This is a genomic window from Corynebacterium sp. KPL2825, from assembly GCF_037908445.1.
Classification (GTDB): domain Bacteria; phylum Actinomycetota; class Actinomycetes; order Mycobacteriales; family Mycobacteriaceae; genus Corynebacterium; species Corynebacterium kefirresidentii.
This window is the reverse complement of sequence record NZ_JBBMGI010000011.1, coordinates 32,260-50,364: the sequence shown is the minus strand read 5'-3', so window position 1 is coordinate 50,364 and position 18,105 is coordinate 32,260. Positions and strand designations below refer to the sequence as shown.

General features: G+C 53.2%; 14 protein-coding genes. 7 read left to right on the top strand and 7 right to left on the bottom strand.

Annotated elements, in window-relative coordinates; translation table 11 throughout:
• The first annotated feature begins 51 nt into the window (after nt 1-51).
• Nucleotides 52-3,321, top strand: a complete 3,270-nt coding sequence (locus WMQ00_RS09435) for a cytochrome P450 (RefSeq protein WP_340440982.1) — start codon at nt 52-54, stop codon at nt 3,319-3,321.
• A gap of 38 nt (nt 3,322-3,359) precedes the next feature.
• Complete coding sequence (locus WMQ00_RS09430) at nt 3,360-5,045, top strand: AMP-binding protein (protein ID WP_239208196.1); 1,686 nt, start codon at nt 3,360-3,362, stop codon at nt 5,043-5,045.
• Nucleotides 5,046-5,147: 102 nt separating this feature from the next.
• Here the strand turns inward: WMQ00_RS09430 and WMQ00_RS09425 are convergent, their stop codons facing one another.
• The 7 genes from WMQ00_RS09425 to WMQ00_RS09400 all read right to left on the bottom strand — a co-directional run bounded on the left by WMQ00_RS09425 (nt 5,148) and on the right by WMQ00_RS09400 (nt 11,125).
• Nucleotides 5,148-5,303, bottom strand: coding sequence for an IS3 family transposase (locus WMQ00_RS09425; RefSeq protein ID WP_234288152.1), 156 nt, complete (start codon nt 5,301-5,303; stop codon nt 5,148-5,150).
• Nucleotides 5,304-5,360: 57 nt separating this feature from the next.
• Complete coding sequence (locus tag WMQ00_RS09420; RefSeq protein WP_239208197.1) at nt 5,361-5,969, bottom strand: IS3 family transposase; 609 nt, start codon at nt 5,967-5,969, stop codon at nt 5,361-5,363.
• Between the two features lie 57 nt (nt 5,970-6,026).
• Nucleotides 6,027-6,224 carry a hypothetical protein gene (locus tag WMQ00_RS09415; protein WP_445293066.1) on the bottom strand — a complete coding sequence of 66 codons (198 nt, stop codon included), beginning with the start codon at nt 6,222-6,224 and terminating at the stop codon, nt 6,027-6,029.
• Nucleotides 6,225-7,379: 1,155 nt separating this feature from the next.
• The gene (locus WMQ00_RS12030; protein ID WP_084278981.1) at nt 7,380-8,438 is read right to left on the bottom strand and encodes an SGNH/GDSL hydrolase family protein; all 1,059 of its coding nucleotides are present in this window, start codon (nt 8,436-8,438) and stop codon (nt 7,380-7,382) included.
• Complete coding sequence (locus WMQ00_RS09410; protein ID WP_232212561.1) at nt 8,321-9,121, bottom strand: GDSL-type esterase/lipase family protein; 801 nt, start codon at nt 9,119-9,121, stop codon at nt 8,321-8,323. The genes WMQ00_RS12030 and WMQ00_RS09410 overlap by 118 nt, the downstream gene beginning before the upstream one ends.
• Before the next feature lie 48 nt (nt 9,122-9,169).
• Complete coding sequence (locus tag WMQ00_RS09405) at nt 9,170-10,000, bottom strand: GDSL-type esterase/lipase family protein (protein WP_198010438.1); 831 nt, start codon at nt 9,998-10,000, stop codon at nt 9,170-9,172.
• A 738-nt stretch (nt 10,001-10,738) separates the two neighbouring features.
• Entirely contained in the window at nt 10,739-11,125 is a 387-nt protein-coding gene (locus WMQ00_RS09400; protein ID WP_340440981.1) for a hypothetical protein, read from the bottom strand.
• Nucleotides 11,126-11,467: 342 nt separating this feature from the next.
• Here WMQ00_RS09400 and WMQ00_RS09395 point away from each other — a divergent pair, with 342 nt between their 5' ends.
• The 5 genes from WMQ00_RS09395 to WMQ00_RS09375 all read left to right on the top strand — a co-directional run bounded on the left by WMQ00_RS09395 (nt 11,468) and on the right by WMQ00_RS09375 (nt 18,095).
• Nucleotides 11,468-12,868: an NAD-dependent succinate-semialdehyde dehydrogenase gene (locus WMQ00_RS09395; RefSeq protein ID WP_340440980.1), complete on the top strand. Its 1,401-nt coding sequence runs from the start codon at nt 11,468-11,470 to the stop codon at nt 12,866-12,868.
• Between the two features lie 137 nt (nt 12,869-13,005).
• Nucleotides 13,006-14,952 (top strand): alpha/beta hydrolase-fold protein, encoded by a 1,947-nt coding sequence (locus WMQ00_RS09390; RefSeq protein WP_023027781.1) that lies wholly within the window; start codon nt 13,006-13,008, stop codon nt 14,950-14,952.
• Between the two features lie 2 nt (nt 14,953-14,954).
• Nucleotides 14,955-15,386 carry a hypothetical protein gene (locus WMQ00_RS09385; protein ID WP_301716238.1) on the top strand — a complete coding sequence of 144 codons (432 nt, stop codon included), beginning with the start codon at nt 14,955-14,957 and terminating at the stop codon, nt 15,384-15,386.
• A gap of 22 nt (nt 15,387-15,408) precedes the next feature.
• The gene (locus WMQ00_RS09380) at nt 15,409-16,323 is read left to right on the top strand and encodes a cutinase family protein (RefSeq protein ID WP_023020061.1); all 915 of its coding nucleotides are present in this window, start codon (nt 15,409-15,411) and stop codon (nt 16,321-16,323) included.
• A gap of 59 nt (nt 16,324-16,382) precedes the next feature.
• A complete protein-coding gene (locus WMQ00_RS09375; protein ID WP_340440979.1) occupies nt 16,383-18,095 on the top strand; it encodes a fatty acyl-AMP ligase in 1,713 nt (570 codons plus the stop codon).
• Nucleotides 18,096-18,105: the final 10 nt, after the last annotated feature.

The following is an 18,105-nucleotide window of genomic DNA, read 5'->3' as shown; positions in this document are numbered from 1 at the left end:
CAATCCGAGACGTATTACTGCGATGTGAATTCAAAGAAGGAGCTAATCTAGATGACTGGCACTATCACCAACGCCTCGAAAAATGACAATAACTCAACTTGTTTGGCGGAATTGCCAGGACCCAAGGTTTACCCGTTTGTCGGAACTGCATATTCGGTTGACCCTAATAACATTGTACAATCCGCAACTAAGCTTGCTAAAGAACATGGGCGATTTTATCGACAGGTAATCCCTGGGACAGAGCCTTTCTATGTAGTGAGCTCCTTCGCACTGGTGGATGAACTATCGGATGAATCCCGATTCCATAAATTAGTCCACCCTGCTCTGCAAGTAGTGCGTAATTTTGCGGGGAATGGACTGTTTACTTCTGAATATGATGATCCGGAGTGGGGCAAAGCCCACCGTATTCTCATGCCGGCGTTCAACCCGTTAGCGTTGCGGAGTATGTATGGTCAAATGACGGACATTGCGGACCAGTTAATGCTTAAGTGGTCCAGAAATTCTTCAGGAGCGGCAGTTGACGTTGCTAATGATTTCACTCGTTTGACTCTCGATACGATCGCGCTATGCTCGTTCAGCTATCGGTTTAACTCGTTTTACACCGAAGGTTTCCACCCGTTTGTCAATGCAATGGCAAGAGGCCTACATCATGCAGGCCGAAAGGCTCACGCACTTGAAATTCAAAAAAAGCTTGACTTTATTGGTCAACACCGATTCCAGGGGGACATTAAAACCATGGAAAATACGGTGGATGAGTTGATTTCAGAGCGGCGTCGGAATCCCAGCGCTGAGGGTGATGAAGATGTTCTCGACGTGATGATGAATGCTGAAGATCCGTCGACTGGTGAAAAGCTAAGCGATGAGAACCTTCGTTATCAGCTCATTACTTTTCTGATTGCAGGCCACGAGACTACCTCAGGACTTCTAAGTTTTGTGGTGTATGAGTTAATCAAGAATCCGGAAGTCCTTCAGAAAGCTCGAAAATTAACAGACAAGGTTTTGAATGGTCGCTTTCCTAAGTATGAAGATCTTAAAAATCTGGGATACATAGACCAGATCTTACGTGAAGGCTTGCGACTATACCCGACGGCACCAGCATATGCTGTGACACCTTATGAAACCACCACAATCGGCGAAAATGGAGGAACGGCTGGCGACCCTGTAACTGTTAATCCAGGCGACACTCTTCTTGTCCTTTTGGGACACATGCATCGTGATCCGGCTGTGTGGGATAGTCCTGAGGAATTTATACCGGAGAGGTTTGAATTTGAGAGTGCAAAGAAAATTCCGCACAACGCCTGGAAGCCGTTTGGCAACGGCGAGCGATCCTGCTTAGGCCGTGCATTCGCCATGCAGGAAGCGACAATGGTTCTTGCTTTAATTATCCAACACTTCGATCTTGAATTCGCTGATCCTTCATACGAACTTACCATGTTGGATGGACTCACTTCGAAACCGAAAGATCTATTGATCAACATCGCTCCGCGAGAAAAGTTCCCGTACCGGGGTCGAGGCGGGGAGTCTGAGACCGAAGCAGGTGGGTCGATTTCCGGCGAGGAAAAGTTTGACAAGGTTGCGGTTGCCGAGCCAAACGGGCATAAGCTGCGGCTATTCGTCGGATCCAATGCTGGGACTTCTCGGAATCATGCGAAAAAACTGGAAGCGTTCGCTAATTCGCAAGGTTTTGAAACGGAGGTGGCTGACCTCGATGATGCAGTTGATGACCTGCACTCTGGAGACGTAGTAATAATTGCTACCAGCTCTTATGAGGGATTGCCGCCGGAGAATGCGAAGTCTTTTTTCAAGTGGCTGACCACTGGGGACTGTCCTGACTTAGGTGAAGTAAGCTTTGCCGTAGTTGGTAGTGGTAATTCCGAATGGGCGGAAACGTTCCAACGCGTGCCGTCAGTCATCGATCAGGCTATGGAAGCGGCGGGGGCTAACCGGCTCGTCGATAGAGGAGCTGTAGATGTTCGCGGAGACTACCTCTCGGATTTCGCGGACTGGGAAAAGCAGCTTTGGCAGGCTATTGGAGATCATCTTTCGGTAGAAATTAACAGCCAAGACGAAGCGAATTCAGTTCAGATCCAGTACATGAGCGAAGGTCGAGCAGATGCCCTGTCGACCGATTCGGAGAGCGAGTTTTTTGAGGCCGAAGTTCAAAGAGTTGTCAGGCTTTCAACCGCCGCAGATGGACCGATCAATGATAAGTACCGGGTGGATATAGAGCTACCTCAAGAAGTTAATTATTCTACAGGTGACTATCTTGAAGTACTACCGCGAAATCCAGAAGTTTCAGTAAATCGCGTTTTGGATCGATTTAGGCTGTCAAGCGAAGCCCGCATAAAGCTGAACGGCAAATCTACGATTCTTCCAGTCGGCCAAGTGATGACTCTTACTGAACTGCTTACTAACTACGTTGAGCTTGCAACTCCAGTTAGTAAACAGCACATCGGCATCCTACAACGCAACTGTGTGTGCCCCCCGGAAAAGAAGGAATTGGAAATGCTCCTTGAGCCGGCCACTTATGCTCAGTTGTTGAGGAATAGGACCTCATTGATAGACCTCCTCGAGAAGTATTCATCAATTGATTTGAGCTTTGAAGAGTATTTGTCCCTCCTTGAGCCACTGAAGCCCCGCCGCTACTCTATTTCCTCCTCCTCTTTGGCGTCTACGAATCGGGTGTCCCTTACCTTCTCTAGGCTAGAGTCTCCAGCTTGGTCTGGAAGTGGAGTTTTTTCCGGTGTTGCCTCTAACTATCTAGCTGGACTAAAACCAGGGGCAAAGGTTTGCGTTTCCGTTGTTGGTGGAAACCCCCATTTCCGCGCCGATGACGTGGACAAACCAGTGGTGATGATTGGTGCGGGTACAGGGATCGCACCTTTAAGGGCGTTTATCGAGGAACGCGCGATTCAATCACGGAATAGTAGGCGTGCTGTGGAACCTGTACTACTCTTTTTCGGATGCCACGGACCAGATTCGGATTACTTGTATCGGGAAGAATTGGAAGTCTGGGAGAAAGACGGTCTAGTCGACGTTAGGACAGCCTTTTCTAGGCATCCAGAAATGAATTCTTCCCAAAATGAGGTGAAGTACGTCCAAGACAAAGTATACGAGAATCGTCACGAGGTAATGGACTATATTTCCAGGGGCGCGAGGGTCCTAGTTTGCGGAGATGCGACCAAGGTTGCGCCCTCGGTGCGTGAAGTCATGCGAACGATTGTTGGGGAACATCTCAACCTAGATGAAAGCGCTGCCGCCGCTGCAGTTGGAAAGATGGAACGAGAATCGTTTACCTATGTCACTGATGCATTTTCATAAAATTGCAACTAGGTAATTTAAGCCGTGAAAGGAAAACAATGTCAAAATACACACTGCAACCTAACACTCAGCATGGTGTTCCTAGGAAGGAAGTTGTTCGTCAGTTCCTTTACTTTCTTAACGTCATTCGGAAAAACAACATCTTTGAGTTCGGTTCGGCGCGGGAGGTAAGGTCCGACTTTGAGACTATTCGAAGGTTTGGGACGTTGGAAAGTGGCGCATTGGCGAATACCGCACGCCGTCACCCTGAACGTCTGGGCCTAGTTGATGATGACGGCGAGCTAACGTTTGGTGAGTGCTTCGAGCAAGTGACTCGACTAGCAACCGGACTTCTCAAAAACGGTGTGGAGGACGGAAGCAATGTAGCCGTCATGGCACTAAACGGGCGTGCTGCAATATTTCCGCTTTGCGCACGTCAGATGGCTGGCTACCATATTTTCATGATTAACGCCAACAGCTCTGGCCCTCAGATCGAGCGCGTGCTTGAGTTCCATGAAGTTAAAACCCTCATCGTGGACCAATGTTTCTACGAAAGGCTTACGGAGACTACTAAGAAGACGTGTCAGATCATTATTGGTCACGTGGAGGATAGCTCCTCCCTCCCTGAGGGTGTCCTTACTATGGAGGGAATCATAGAAGCCGGCAGTCCTAATTTGAGCCTCCTGCCCAAAAAGCCTACGAAGTCTCAGCATGTCGTGATGACCTCGGGTACCACAGGAATGCCGAAGGGAGTTGTACGCCGTCAGCTTAAGTCGCCTCAGGGTATTGGACCGGTTTTGGACGCTATCCCATGGCGCCGAGATATGTCTGTCCTTCTTACAGGCGTACTATTTCACTTCTACGGCTGGGGTAATATGCTGTTGTGCTTATTTACCGGTTCGACGATAATTACTCAACGCAATTTCGATTCAGCGAAAGCACTTGAACAAGTGGAACGGTATGGTGTGGATGCGTGGATCAGCTCCGCCTCTCGGCTTCGCGGGATGATAGGTTATTTGGATAAGAACGGTATTGACCGCGTGCCTGGCCTTGAGTTTGTAACGTCCTCGGGTAGCCCCCTCACCCCTTACGAGGTGCAAAAGGTAAATCAAAAGTTCGGCCCCATTTTCCACAATTGCTACGGTTCCACTGAAACTTCTGGTCTTGCGATTTCGGCAGCCGAAGACTTGGCGGCAGACCCAACGTTGACTGGTACTATTCACCCAGGCTCAATGATTGAGATACGAAACGATGACGGTCAAGTGGTTCCCGACGGCGAAGTAGGGGAGATTTTCGCCGGTGCCTACGACATGTTTGCCGGATATACCGATCCATCAATTGATATTAAAACTCAAAATGGGCTACTGCGTATGGGTGATCGCGGCTATAAGAAGGGAAATAAGCTATACGTGGGCGGGCGTGCGGACGACCTAGTAATTACGCAGTATGGTGAGAAGATTTTCCCTTCTGAGCTAGAGGACTTACTGATCCGAGACAGTCGTGTCGCAGAGGTACATGTACACGGCGTTCAAGATCCTGACTTTGGCCAGGCTCTCCGTGCCTACATCATTCGGGAAGACGGCGTGAGTTCGGAGGAGCTTACAGAAGATGAAGTTCGCCGGCTAGTCCGCGAGGGCTTGTCCGACGCGCACACTCCTCGCGACGTGTTTTTCGTTACTGATCTTCCTCGCAACCCAATGGGTAAGGTTATACGCCCTGAGCTTCCTGGCAAGTCGACAGCCTAGAGAGTTCAATTCGTCTGTGTAGGATGAGATTTTTCTAAGCCTATTCTCCCCTCTGCTTGCCTCCTGATATGAACCGGCCCCAAAAGTTGGACTGGTTTAATTCTAGGTGGTTAGACGTTCAAGGGCTTGATTCCGATAGTGCATCGGGGTCAGGCCCTTTAGTCGTTGTTGGATGGGTTCGGTTTTGTACCACTGGATGTAATCTTCGATAGCATGGGTGAGTTCCTCGACGTTGCTAAAATCTTCTCCGTGGTACATCTCGGTTTTAAGTGTCCGAAAAAGTTGACCATTACTGCGTTGTCGTCACAGTTGGCTTTACGCGACATCGACTGAGCACTGCCGTTGGCGTGAATCAAAGTACGCCAGGTCGACTGCTGGTATTGGAAGCCTGGGTAGGTGTGCATCATCCACCCAGCCTTCGGCGCACAGGCCGCAATCGCTTTTGTCAATGATTTTGACGATAAACGCTATCGACGGTGATTTAGACACGGTGTGAGGGACAATGGGACGGTCGATGAGATCCATTACTGGGGACAAATACACTTTGCGGCCTGCAGTCCTAAACTCGGTAACGTCGCTAACAAAGATGGTGTTGGGCTTGTCTGGAGTGAACTTGCAGTCAAACTTTTTGCCAGCAATGCGACGGATGGTTCCTGCGTAGGAAGTGAAGGGCTTGCGCTGACGGATTTTGGTCCGAAGGCCCATCTGGCGAATGAGCTTGTAGACGAGTTTGTGGTTGACCAGCCAGCCTTTATTACGCAAGTCCGGCAACACTTGCCGGTGGCCGTAGCGATGCTTGTTGCGCCCGATGCTTCCTAGGATTGTTTGCTTTACCGCAGCATGCTTATCTGGCTTTTCGAGTCGCTTTTGATCGTAGAAGAATGTCGCCCGTGGCATACCTGCCGCTGCTAGGAGGTCTTCCAAGCGGTGTGGCGGCTTGGGGTTAACGATCGCCTGTTTTTCAGGAGTGTCCCTGGTTTCTCAAGTACCGCAATTTTTTTTTAGATAGGCATTATCGGTTCGCAACTGGTCGTATTCGCGAGGCAATTTGTCTCCTTCAGTAAGCATCTTCGGGTTAGCTGCGCCTTTAGGCCTACCCTTCGGCTTGGGCTTTAACGCTTCATCACCGCCTTTTCGCCATTTCCGCGGCCGATCTCTGACCACCTGATCTGGCGACAGGCCAAACTCACGGACAAGATTGTTCTTTGTCTCGCCGGCGAGGTGGCGTTGGACAACTTCTTTTTGACCTCGAAGGAGTACTGCCGCTTTGAGGGCTTTTCACAAGACATAGCTTGCCATGGAGCAAGACTCGACCAAACAAAACAAGGACTGGATCAACGCGAACACCAACATGTTGAGCTGCAGCCTAGTAACCATAACTCGGGCCGCCAATTCTCCCGCTGCGCCACTGACAACGAACTACGTGCGCGAATACAACTGCTCCCCACTAGAGTCGGTAATTGATTTCTCAGGCGAAGTAATGGGGAGCAGTACAATACGGAAAGGCTGGGGGCTTCAGTTGGGAATACTTCTGAATGCCCGGGTGGTGGAAAATTATATAGTGGGGTCACTCTACATCCAGCTAAAACTACGAGCAATCTAGCAAGTTGCTCAAATTTTTCGAGATGCCGCCAAGATTAACCAGAGCGACTAAACTACACTTCTTCAACATAACTGAGTGGGGACCGTTCCTCGACGGGGGATTCGGTGGATTTCTCTTTCGACTGCTATCCACTGGTTGTTAAATTGAACAATTCATTGCTTAAAGGGGTATTTTTGACCCCGTACTCATATCACTATATGAGAAAGCCTAGAACGCTTGGGGCTAAGCATCAATCAACGCCGATGCAAGCTGCTACTCTGAAAAGCCCTGAAATGCCCGCATCCCCAAACGTTCTATCTTCTTTGCTTTGTGACGAAGTAGGCTGCCGTTTTTGAGAAGAACTCCCTTTTCATGTTTAGCTTAGCTACTTCTTTACGGGGTACGTCAAGTTTGGCGTGCTTGTCAATATCCAGGTCTCGCTAACTTGGCTGTCCATCGCTAGAGGAGGACCTCTGAGACCCGAGTTGGTTGATTGGTGTAGACTTCGTGAAGCTAGGCACCGTAAAATCCTTTCTCGCCTGGCTACACGAATGCCGCGGCCGCATTAACGCGTTTTGTAAACAGTCACCGCAACCAAAGGTCTCCGGCAGACGCATGAACGACCAGATAACCGCGCTCGGTGTTTACAATCTGAGGAAATCACGAGCCTCCGAACTACCTAAGGCTCGAATTGCTCGACTGTCTAGGCCAGTAGCCACTGAAATTTTCAACTGCTCCGCTCGGGCAGGAGGTTAGCGAACCTTGCGGGCGATTTCTTGTGCCATGTGTTGTTGGCCTAATGCGGTGGGATGAGCGATTAGATTGCCCTCGGGAAGCCCGTGGAAGTTGGAGTTTCGTTGATGCGGCGGTTTGCACCAACCTTCATCGTCATTTGGGGGGCTGATGTAAGTCGTGTGTGACTCCAAAGCTGCCTGTTTAAGCGTATAGTTCACCTTAGTGAGAAAGCTTTCAATGTATCGTCGATCGCTTAGGGAGAGAAAGCCACTTTCTGGGCACGTGTGCTCTGGGGTCGCGGCTGTGTAGTAACCTGTGAAGAATATTTGGGCTGCCGGTGCGCGTCTCTTTACATCGTTGGCTATATCGATCAGTCGCTGTTTAAGATTCCTGCCAGTGAAATCGGGGTTGTAGATACTTCCATCTGTTACAGGCTCGGCGAGGGGCGCGCACTCGGGTAGTCCGGGAATTTGAACGTGGGGTGCGCAACTAGCAAAAAGGGCGGCTAGGCCTGCGTCGTTTCCCCCGAGACTAATGGTGACTATTTTTGTGTCGGGGGTGAGATGTTGCTTCTGAGGACTTGGAGCGGTGAGAGGCAGAGCGTGATGTTGAGGGTTGTCATATTGGTAGGTAAACGCCCAAGCGCAGGTGGCATCGTCGAGCTGGAGGTTGAGGAGCTCAGCTAGTCGGTGGGGGTAGTTGTCTCGGTCCCTGACGCAGGCCGGGGTGCTCCCCGGAGCAGGCCGTGTGATTGTGCCCGTGGAGGCGTAGGAGTCCCCGAGTGCTACGTATTTGTCTCCTGGTCGGAGGGCTTGAGCGGAGGGTGCTAGGGCCGTGGTTGTAAGTATTGCGGTTAAAAGTGCGGCAGTGATTCTTTGGGCGTGCAAGAGTCTATCCAATGTACTAGGGAAGAAAAGCCTAGGCCTTTGATTGTTTACTCGGAACTGGCGGCATGGGGCTATTTTGCAATGTTTCGCCCAATGAAACGGCCATATTCGTGTGTGCCGTGGGCATTGAGGTGGAAAGGCAGGTTTCCTGGTGCTGGTGGCATGATGTCGACGAGATTTACCCACCATCGGTCTGGGGAGCAGGCGTCGTGTCCTTGGGACATCGGCCATGCGTCGAGGAAGGTAGCGTTGTTTTGTTGCGTGACTTCACGGAGTGTGTTTTGGAGGCGCTGTTCGGTGCCAGCGGTATTACCGGCTGGGATGGGTAGTGGGTTTGATGACCCCAAGCCACTGTTGTAGCAGGACATGTTATTGAAAGATACATGTGGGTAGCCGACAACAGTGACTTTAGCATTTGGAGCATGGCGATGTGCTACGTTAATGGCGTTACGCAGACCGCTTCGGATTGCGCGTTCCGAAGCAGCAACATCAGACCCGTATGGGTATGTATCGTTGGCGCCTGCGACAATGACTACGTTTTTGGTCTGTGGGTTGAGATCGCCGCGTTGTGCGGCAGTTCGAAGCGTGTCTTCAATGTGTATACCGCCAGTTGCGAAAGAGGCGCCTGCGCATTGGTACTGATCCACGTGGGCGCCCCCAGAAGCGATGGCTATTTCATTGGCAATGGAGCCGTCGGTGACGCAGCCTACTCCGGTATTTGTCTTGACTTTGGCTTTATTTTGCAAGAAATCGGTGAGCGTTGGGTTTGCTACCACGCTGTCTCCGGTGAGGACAGTGTTGCCTGCTACTGCGGCTGTTGCAGTGATATTTCCGGCCATGAGAGCTGCGGCTGCGATGGAAGTTGCAACCATTTTAGTGTGGAGTCGCATTCTTAGGTTCTTCCTGGGATTGTCGTCTGGTTAACGCTTTTGAAGTTCGCTGGTGATGATTCTGGCCATTCCGTCGTGTCCGATATCTGTCGGGTGCATAGGCATGACGGAAGGTGCCGCTTGAGTTTTCAACGCTACAGTCCAACGCTGAGTGGCGTCAGGTTGGCAAGTGTCGTGGGTCTTGGCCTGGTCATAGAGGTTGATGAAGTTGGCTCCTAAAGCTTGTGCTGCGCGTCCGATTTCACGGTTGAATTCGGCTTCCGCATTAGTAGCACCTGGGAAGGAGATAGGCACAACTCTGATGCCATCGTTAATCGCGCACAGCGTGTCATTTACAGTCATTGGCAGGTAGTTGACCATAGTGATCCGCGCTTTGGGGGCAACTCGGCGGATTTTGCCGAACTCTAAGCCAAGCAGCGCTCGATAGTTGGATCCTTTAGGAATGTTTGGGAGGGTGGAGTTGGCTAGGGCATCTATGTGAGTGTCTGGCTGAAGGCCCCCATACATGAAAACGACTTCTTTAGTGTTGAGTCCGATATTGCCGGTACGAATAGCGTCATTTACGTAGGCGTCGACCGAGTAGCTGGTCCCGTTACAGGAATAATCTGCGAGGGTGTAATGGAAGTTATCGGCGGTTTGATGCGCCCAGTTCCGTTTGTCATTAAAGCAGGGGTGGAATTGGATGTAGGGCTTGTAGGGGCTTGTAGATGCGCGGCTACCAGGTGCTCCGCCGTTGGCGGTAATAGAATCACCGAAGGTAACCATTTCCTGCCCTTGGCTTGCGTTGGCAGTTTGGGCGAGGGAGAAACTCGCGGTGAGGGCGATGAAGCCGGCAGCTATCCTGTTTTTTATATTTTTCATGGTCTTAGGGATCGGGAACAATAGGAGTGTGTGAGGTTTGCTCATCACCCCGACAAACGTAGTGCTTATACAGAGAATATCCAACTCTGAGGGGCAGTAATTCCTGTTATGGGGGGTGAAAATTGGTAGCCGTGTGAGCTTAGAGGCTCTTGAATCCGAGTCTGTGAAAGTATCATTTTTCCGTTTGTGACAAGTGCGAGTTTCCCGGCCTAAGTGTTTTGAAACAGTAACGCGTGAATAGGCGCTGATGCACCGGTGTATATTTAACTAGCAGAGGGAATAGGTAGGGAATAGGTGCAACGGGAGTGCGCGAACGCTATGAAATACTGCAACGTCGCGTATAGAAAACCGGTTTTCCGCTGACTTGCAACCGTCGTCCGAAACGATGGCCGTACGGCCACTGACAGCCAGTCAGAGGAGGGGGAATTAAAGAGCGGCTCAAACGCATCGCATTGGGGAGGAGATCGACAGGGAAGACTGTCCGAATGGTGCCTCCCCTCGAAAACGCGATTGTCTAACGACTTGATCCAATTCGACATGTAGTAGAGTTTTGGAAAAGAAAACTGGTTAAAGTCGACAATCTTCTACGTCCATGCTGTACTAACCGATTGCTTCGCTTTTCATAAGATCTGAAAGAACCTATGGCCTAGCAATAGGCGCCCAACCTGTAGCACGCCAATCAAGAGGACGTTTTCCCTAAAACTAGATGATAAAAGATTGCGGGTGGGAGGCGCATGCCTAAACTAGTGCCGTGCTGCAGGAGCTTTCAATATCACTAGCATGTGGTAAGGTGCCGAGTGTTAAATGGGGGGGGTAACCGCCCAAAACACTGCCTAGTGCGCTGAGATCCAGTTCGGAAGACTGAAAGTCGTTCAGTAGCTCGGAAGAGCCAGTCTCGTTGAGGAAATTCGAGGAACCCAAGTCGCCGAAAGAGGAACCGCCAACCTCAAGGTTAACCTCTTCTGGGTAAGTCGGAGACGACATTGGTGGAAGCTCCGGGAGGTTTACTTCCGGCAAAGATATGTTCGGGAGCTTAATTTCTGGGAAGTTTCCTCCAGAAATGTGAACTAGAAGGTCTTTAATGGGACCAGAAACGATTTCGTTGATTTGAAGCAGTACGGCCATAGCCATTCCTTCAATCGTGGGGATAGTACTGGGTGGTACGTTCACAGGTGTTACAAAAGGGTGCAACAGTTACGTCTCATATGTTTTTGCGTCAGTACAGGTTCCGAGAAGCTACGTGGGCTGCTTCTTAGTGGCATTCAAGCCGGACATAGGTGTTGGATCTGGATGGGGGGCATTGGCCTGTCGCTTGGCATCAAATAATCATTAAATAAACGATCCTTAAATTATTCGTTTACCGGGGTTTTGGGGAGTTGTAAATCCTGCGTAACTAGCCCAATCTAGAGCCGATTTCGTCGCTCCATAAGCTTGCGTGGGTTGTGATCCGCGACTATACAGGGGCCCATGTTCGCTATTGAGAATCCAAGCACAGGCAAGAGTGAAGACAAGTTTGAACGCATCGATGATTCGCAGCGCGATGACATCCTAGACCGCTCCACGGCGGCCTACGATGCATGGCGTAGTACTCGCATCGAGGAGCGTGCCGCGGTTTTGTCCCGCGCTGCAGACCTTTATGAAGAGCGCATCGATGAGTTGGCAGACCACATCGGTCGTGAAATGGGCAAGCTGACCCGTTGGGCAAAGGCTGAAGTGCAGATTGTTGCCGATATCTATCGCTACTATGCCGAGCATGCGCACGAGCTGCTCGCAGATGAGTACCTGCCGGCTCAGAACGCGCACAAGACCGTGGTACGCAAGGAGCCGATTGGCCCATTGTTGGGCATTATGCCGTGGAACTTCCCGTACTACCAGGTAGCCCGCTTCGCAGCTCCTAACCTGCTGCTGGGTAACACCATCGTGCTCAAGCACGCTTCCATCTGTCCGCTGTCTTCCCAGGCATGTCAGGACATCTTGGAAGAAGCTGGTCTGCCGAAGGATGCGTATATCAACATTTATGCTTCCGGTTCCCAGATGGATGCTTTTGTAGCGGATAAGCGCATCAAGGGCGTTTCTTTGACCGGCTCCGAGGGTGCAGGCTCTGCCGTTGCTAAGACCGCTGGTGAAAATTACAAGAAGTCCGTGCTGGAGCTGGGTGGCAATGACCCATTCCTGGTTATCGATGATGAGAATCTGGAGTGGGTATTGGATCAGTACAACCTGATTCGCATGTATAACACCGGCCAGGCCTGCAATGCGCCGAAGCGCCTTATCGTTCTAGAGGACTTCTATGACCGCACTGTGGAGTACCTGGAAAAGAAGATCGGGGACATGAAGGTCGGTACTTATGATGAGGAGAATGCCGATATCGGTCCGCTGTCTTCCATCGGCGCCCGCGATGAGATTGTGGAGCGCCTCGAAAAGGCCGCGGCCAACGGCGACGCCAAGATTCGCGTAGGCGGCAAGAAGATCGATCGCGAGGGCGCCTACATGGAGCCTACCCTGCTTACCGACGTCGACCCATCCGCCGACGTAGGCTGCAACGAGATCTTCGGCCCAGTGGCGATTGTGTACAAGGCCAAGGACGTCGAAGAGGCCATCGAGATTGCCAATAACTCTGAGTACGGTCTGTCTAGCTCCGTGTGGGGCACTGACTTGGATGCTGCGTTTGAAATAGCCAACCAGCTCAACGATGGCATGACGTTTGTTAACGAGGCGTCGGTAACCGCAGCAGGCCTGCCATTCGGCGGCGTGAATCGCTCCGGCTATGGCCGCGAGTTGGCGCGCTGGGGCGTAGGCGAGTTCGTCAACGAGCACCTGTACCGCGTGAGCGGACAGGATAATCCGGGTAATTCCCCGGCAATGTAGCGGCGTGTCTGTCTAGCGTAAGTCTCAAGTTCAACTTAAACTTGAGTACACGATAGACAGCTCACGCCGTAGGCATCGGTCCGGGGGAGGGGAACCCTCGGAAAGGTACCGCGGCAAATCTTCAAGGACGTTTACCTATGCGCAAAAGCACTTCCCCGAGCAAGGCTCGCAAGGGCCTTGCTGTGGCCGCAGTACCTACCGCCATCGCCGTGGGTTTGGCCCTGCTGCCAAACGCCACCGCACAATCTTCTGTAGGCGATCTCTCTTCCGCAATCGGCGGCGATTCCAGCCTGTCCGATCATTTCGCACCGAAGGATCCACCCGCCCGCACCCCGCTGAACACCGAATACCCGGATGTTAAGGGCCTGCCGGAGGGCGTGAAGATCAACCGCGTGGAGTACCTAACCAACCGCCACTTGATGGTCTACATCAAGTCTGCGGCGATGCCGGACAAAGAGCAGAAGGTGCAAATCCAGCTCGCCCGTGACTGGTACTCCCACCCAGAAAAGAAGTTCCCAGAGGTATGGGCACTGGATGGCCTGCGTGCACGTGACGATGAGTCCGGCTGGACCATTGAAACCAATATTTTGAACCAGTACGCCGACCGCAACGTCAACCTGATCATGCCGGTAGGCGGCGAGTCTTCCTTCTACTCGGACTGGGAGCAAGCAGACCGCGGTAAGCACTATATGTGGGAGACCTTCCTGACCAAGGAATTGATCCCGATCCTGGACAATGAGTACCGCTCCAACCACAAGCGCGCGGTAACCGGCCTGTCCATGGGCGGTACTGCCGCGATGAACCTGGCTGAGCGCAACCCGCACCTGTTTAGCTTCGTGGGTTCTTTCTCCGGCTACCTCGATACCACTACGCGTGGCATGCCGGAAGCCATCATGGCTTCGCAGCGCGATGCCGGCGGTTATGATTCCCGCAAGATGTGGGGCCAGCCGGGCTCCCAAAACTGGATCGACCATGATCCAAAGCTGGGCATTGAAAACCTGAAGGACATGAAGGTATATGTCTCCGCAGGTTCGGGCAAGGATGACTTTGGCAACGCCAACTCCGTGGCTAAGGGCCAGGCAAACCTCGCTGGCATGGGCTTGGAGGTCATCTCCCGTATGTCCACCCAGACCTATGTTGATTATGCGAAGCGCGCCAAGATTGACCCTGTGGTTAAGTTCCGCCCATCCGGCGTGCACAGCTGGGAATACTGGCAGTTTGAGATGCAGCAGGCATGGCCATACATCGCGGATGCATTGCAGATGGACAAGGCCGACCGCGGTGCGGACTGTGAGGCAATCGGAGCCATCGCTAAGGAGACCAAGAGCGGCGTTATTGGCTCTTGCTTGAATAATGAGTACGACGTCGCCAAGAAGGGCAAGGCCCAGGACTTCGAGTCTGGCACCGCTTACTGGTCCCCAGACACCGGTGCGCATGCCCTCTTCGGCCGCATTGGTGCTCGCTACGCCGAAATCGGCGGACCAACCTCCTGGCTTGGCTTCCCGAAGACCGGCGAGTCCAAGACGCCAGATGGAAAGGGCCGCTTCGTGCACTTTGAGCACGGCTCCATCTACTGGTCCCCGGAGACTGGCGCTTGGGAGATTACCGGCGATATGTTCCAGGCTTGGGGCAAGAATGGCTACGAAAAGGGCGACCTGAAGTACCCGACCGGCTCGGTAAAGAAGGTCGGTGAGGGCTACATGCAGGAATTCCAGGACGGAATCCTTACCCGTAACCCGGATGGCTCCAACCAGGTAGTACACGGTGCTATCGGCGCCAAGTACAAGGACATGGGCGGCGCGGAGTCTGCGCTCGGCTTCCCGACGTCCGGAGAGAACGCAGTCAATGGCGGCTTCTTCCAGACCTTTGAAAAGGGCAGCATCTACTGGTCCCCGAAGACTGGTGCGCACTACATTCTGAAGAGCAAGATTATGGACCGCTGGGGCCAGGCTGGCTGGGAGCAGGGCGAGTTCGGCTGGCCTACCTCTGACTACTCCGAGATTGCCGCTGGTGGCTTGAGCCAGGAATTCCAGCACGGCAAGATCAGCGAGGTTCTGGGCCAGGTTCGGACCGAGAAGAAGTAGTCATGCGCAAGCTAGTAGTAGTGGGCGCGGCGCTGTGCTTGACCCTTGCGGGGTGCGGTTCTGCCACGGTGGATAGCGAACCTTCGCAAGAGACCGAGGTCGCGCCCCTCGAGCGGGAGTCGGAGGCCCCTACCTCTGCGGAAGAGACATCCTCTAAGTCGCAGGAAGACCGCGGTGCGCGTGAGATCTCTGAAATTCCCACCGCCGAGCTGCCGGAATCGGAAGCCAAGTACCTAGGCAGGCTAAAAGACGCCGGCGTCAACGTTGATGGCGTAGAAGATCAGCTCCTCGGCGCGGGCAAAGCAGCCTGTGATGAGAATGATGTCACCCTCTCTGCGGTCGCCGGCCAGCTTGTTGAGCAACAGCGCACCACGATGGGCTTTGAAGAGCTTTCTAAGCTGATTACGGATTCCGCACGTACAGGGATTTGCTAGGTTCACCTGGTACAACTAATCCATGAGAAAAACCATTACCGTTGTCGCAGTCCTCGTCGTTTTAGCTGTTATCGGCGTGGGCGCGTCGCGTTACCTCAATAGTGGAACGGATGACTCCCCAGCTCCGCATTCCACGGAGCAGGCTGCGCCACCGCCGCAGCAGCCCGAGTGGTGCCCGCGCGTGGAGTTCATTTCCGCCCCGGGTACGTGGGAATCTGCGGCTGACGACGATCCCCTTAATCCTTCTGCCAATCCGCGCTCGTTCATGCTGTCTATTACGAAGCCATTGCAGGAGGCCTACGGGGAGGACGTGAAGGTATGGACCCTTCCTTATACCGCGCAGTTTAAAAACATCAATGCACAGCATGAAATGAGCTACGACGATTCCCGCAATGAGGGAACCGCCAAGATGAATGATGAGCTGCGCAGTGTGCATGAGAGCTGCCCGGCAACCAAATTCATTGTGAGTGGCTTTTCTCAGGGGGCGGTCATTGCAGGTGACGTTGCCGATGAGATCGGTGGCGGCCAGGGTGCAGTGCCGGCGGAAAGCATTGCAGGTGTGGCCCTTATTGCAGATGGTCGCCGCCAAAATGGCGTTGGCCAAAACCCAGGCCGCAAGGTCGGCGGCGTGGGTGCGGAAATTGCCCTCCAGCCGGTATCCGGTTTAGTTCAGCCCATCGTTCCGGGTGCGTCCATGCGTGGTGCGCGCCCGAATGGGTTCGGTAGCTTGGCGGATCGGACCTTCCAGATCTGTGCGCCCAATGATTCAGTCTGTGATGCCCCGCCAAACGTGTCTAATGCGCTGGAGCGCGCGCAGGGTTTGATTGCCGCGAATGGCGTCCATGCGCAGTACGCCTCTAATAGTGGTGTCATTGATGGCACGACGGCTAACCAGTGGGTAGTGGGCTGGGCCCGACAGCTTATCGACGCCGCGTAACAGCAATTCCCCACCCTCCGATAGTTTTATTAAAGAAACCATTCACTTAAGGAGATTCCATGGATCTGAAAGCGCAGATGGGGCAATTCCTAGCGCCCGAGTTCAGTTTGCCCCAGCTGGCAGAAAGGCTCTACCAGGCGGAGACAGACCCAGACCGTGTGGTTATGCGCCAGTGGATCTACGGTGAGGAAGAAACCTGCCGGGAGCTTAGCCGCGCGCAGGTCAATAAACGCATCAAGGTAGTGGCGGCGCGACTGCAGCAGGTAGCAGATCCGGGCACGCGCGTTGCCATCTTGGCTGGTAATTCACCGGAATACGTCTTTGGCTTCTTGGGTGCACTGTACGCGGGTATGGTGCCGATTCCGCTTTATGACCCCAATGAACCGGGCCACGCGGACCACCTGGAGGCGGTATTCGGTGATTGCGAACCGCCTATCGTGGTGACGAATCGTGTTTCTGCCGCCGCTGTGCGTAAGTACTTCTCTGCCCAGCGTGAGCGCCCGCGGATTATTTCCCTCGACGCTCTTCCTGATTCCTTGGCTGGTTCTTGGACACCCGTGGAGGGAAGCGCGGAGGACACCGCTTTCCTGCAGTACACGTCTGGGTCCACTCGGACCCCGGCCGGCGTGGAGCTCACCAACCGAGCGATTATCACCAATGTTGCGCAGATCTTCCAAGCACTGCAATTGCAGATGCCGGCTCGCATCGTCTCCTGGCTGCCAATGCACCACGATATGGGCATCATTTTGGCCGTATTCGTTACCATTTTGGGCTTGGACTTCGAGATGATGACCCCACGCGATTTCATCCAACACCCAGACCGCTGGATCCGGCGTTTGACCGCCCGGGAGCAAGCTACGTACTCCGCTATCCCCAACTTTGCGCTGGAACTGGCCGCGCGCCATGCCAAGGACGCTGATTTCTCGCACGTAGCAGGCATCATTATCGGCTCCGAGCCAGTAACGGAGGCAGCCGTGGATTCCTTCTTGAATGCCTTCAGTGTGGATCGTTCCGTGCTGCGCCCGTCCTATGGTCTTGCAGAAGCGGCGCTTATTGTATCTACCCCGCAAACCGACAAGCGCCCAGTCATCTCCCACTTCAATCGTGCCGAACTGGCCGCGGGACGCGCCATCATCGAGGATAAGTCCGACGCGACTGTGGCCTATGCGTCCAATGGGCAGTGCGTGCCGCATCAGCACCTTGCCATCGTGGACCCGGAAACGCGCGCTGAGGTCAAGGACGGCGTAATCGGTGAAATCTGGGTGCATGGTCCCAATATGGCTACCGGCTACCTCAATCGGCCTGAGGAAACCGCCGTGACCTTCCGCAATACCTTGGGTGAGCGCCAGCAGGACGGCCTGCCAGAAGACGATTACTGGATGGCAACCGGTGACCTAGCCGCCATCGTGGATGGTGAGCTTTATATCACTGGCCGCCTGAAGGACCTCATCGTCATCGCTGGGCGCAATCACTATCCGCAGGATATTGAAAGCACCGTACAAGCAGCGTCCACGCAGGTGCGACCGGACTCCGTTGCCGCCTTCTCTGTGGAAGGCAAGGATTCTGAATCTCTCGTATTGTTGGTTGAGCGCGCCGATGATGCGCAGCCGGCCGGCGATGCAGAGGCGTCCGCAGTCATCCGCACCGCCGTCACCTCGCATCATGGAATTACGCCAGATGACATCGTGTGGAAGGCCCCAGGGGAAATCAACCGTACTTCTTCCGGCAAGATTGCGCGCCGTGTAGCTAAGAAGAACTATGTAGGGATCTGATTTATCGCTA

Excerpts from the sequence above, each read along its gene's own strand:
- WMQ00_RS09425 (WP_234288152.1), bottom strand. The coding sequence starts at position 5,303 with ATGTACCACGGAGAAGATTTTAGCAACGTCGAGGAACTCACCCATGCT.
- WMQ00_RS09430 (WP_239208196.1), top strand. The coding sequence starts at position 3,360 with ATGTCAAAATACACACTGCAACCTAACACTCAGCATGGTGTTCCTAGG.
- WMQ00_RS09405 (WP_198010438.1), bottom strand. The coding sequence starts at position 10,000 with ATGAAAAATATAAAAAACAGGATAGCTGCCGGCTTCATCGCCCTCACC.
- WMQ00_RS09400 (WP_340440981.1), bottom strand. The coding sequence starts at position 11,125 with ATGGCCGTACTGCTTCAAATCAACGAAATCGTTTCTGGTCCCATTAAA.
- WMQ00_RS09395 (WP_340440980.1), top strand. The coding sequence starts at position 11,468 with ATGTTCGCTATTGAGAATCCAAGCACAGGCAAGAGTGAAGACAAGTTT.
- WMQ00_RS12030 (WP_084278981.1), bottom strand. The coding sequence starts at position 8,438 with ATGGTGGGTAAATCTCGTCGACATCATGCCACCAGCACCAGGAAACCT.
- WMQ00_RS09410 (WP_232212561.1), bottom strand. The coding sequence starts at position 9,121 with ATGGTTGCAACTTCCATCGCAGCCGCAGCTCTCATGGCCGGAAATATC.
- WMQ00_RS09435 (WP_340440982.1), top strand. The coding sequence starts at position 52 with ATGACTGGCACTATCACCAACGCCTCGAAAAATGACAATAACTCAACT.
- WMQ00_RS09375 (WP_340440979.1), top strand. The coding sequence starts at position 16,383 with ATGGATCTGAAAGCGCAGATGGGGCAATTCCTAGCGCCCGAGTTCAGT.
- WMQ00_RS09390 (WP_023027781.1), top strand. The coding sequence starts at position 13,006 with ATGCGCAAAAGCACTTCCCCGAGCAAGGCTCGCAAGGGCCTTGCTGTG.
- WMQ00_RS09385 (WP_301716238.1), top strand. The coding sequence starts at position 14,955 with ATGCGCAAGCTAGTAGTAGTGGGCGCGGCGCTGTGCTTGACCCTTGCG.
- WMQ00_RS09380 (WP_023020061.1), top strand. The coding sequence starts at position 15,409 with ATGAGAAAAACCATTACCGTTGTCGCAGTCCTCGTCGTTTTAGCTGTT.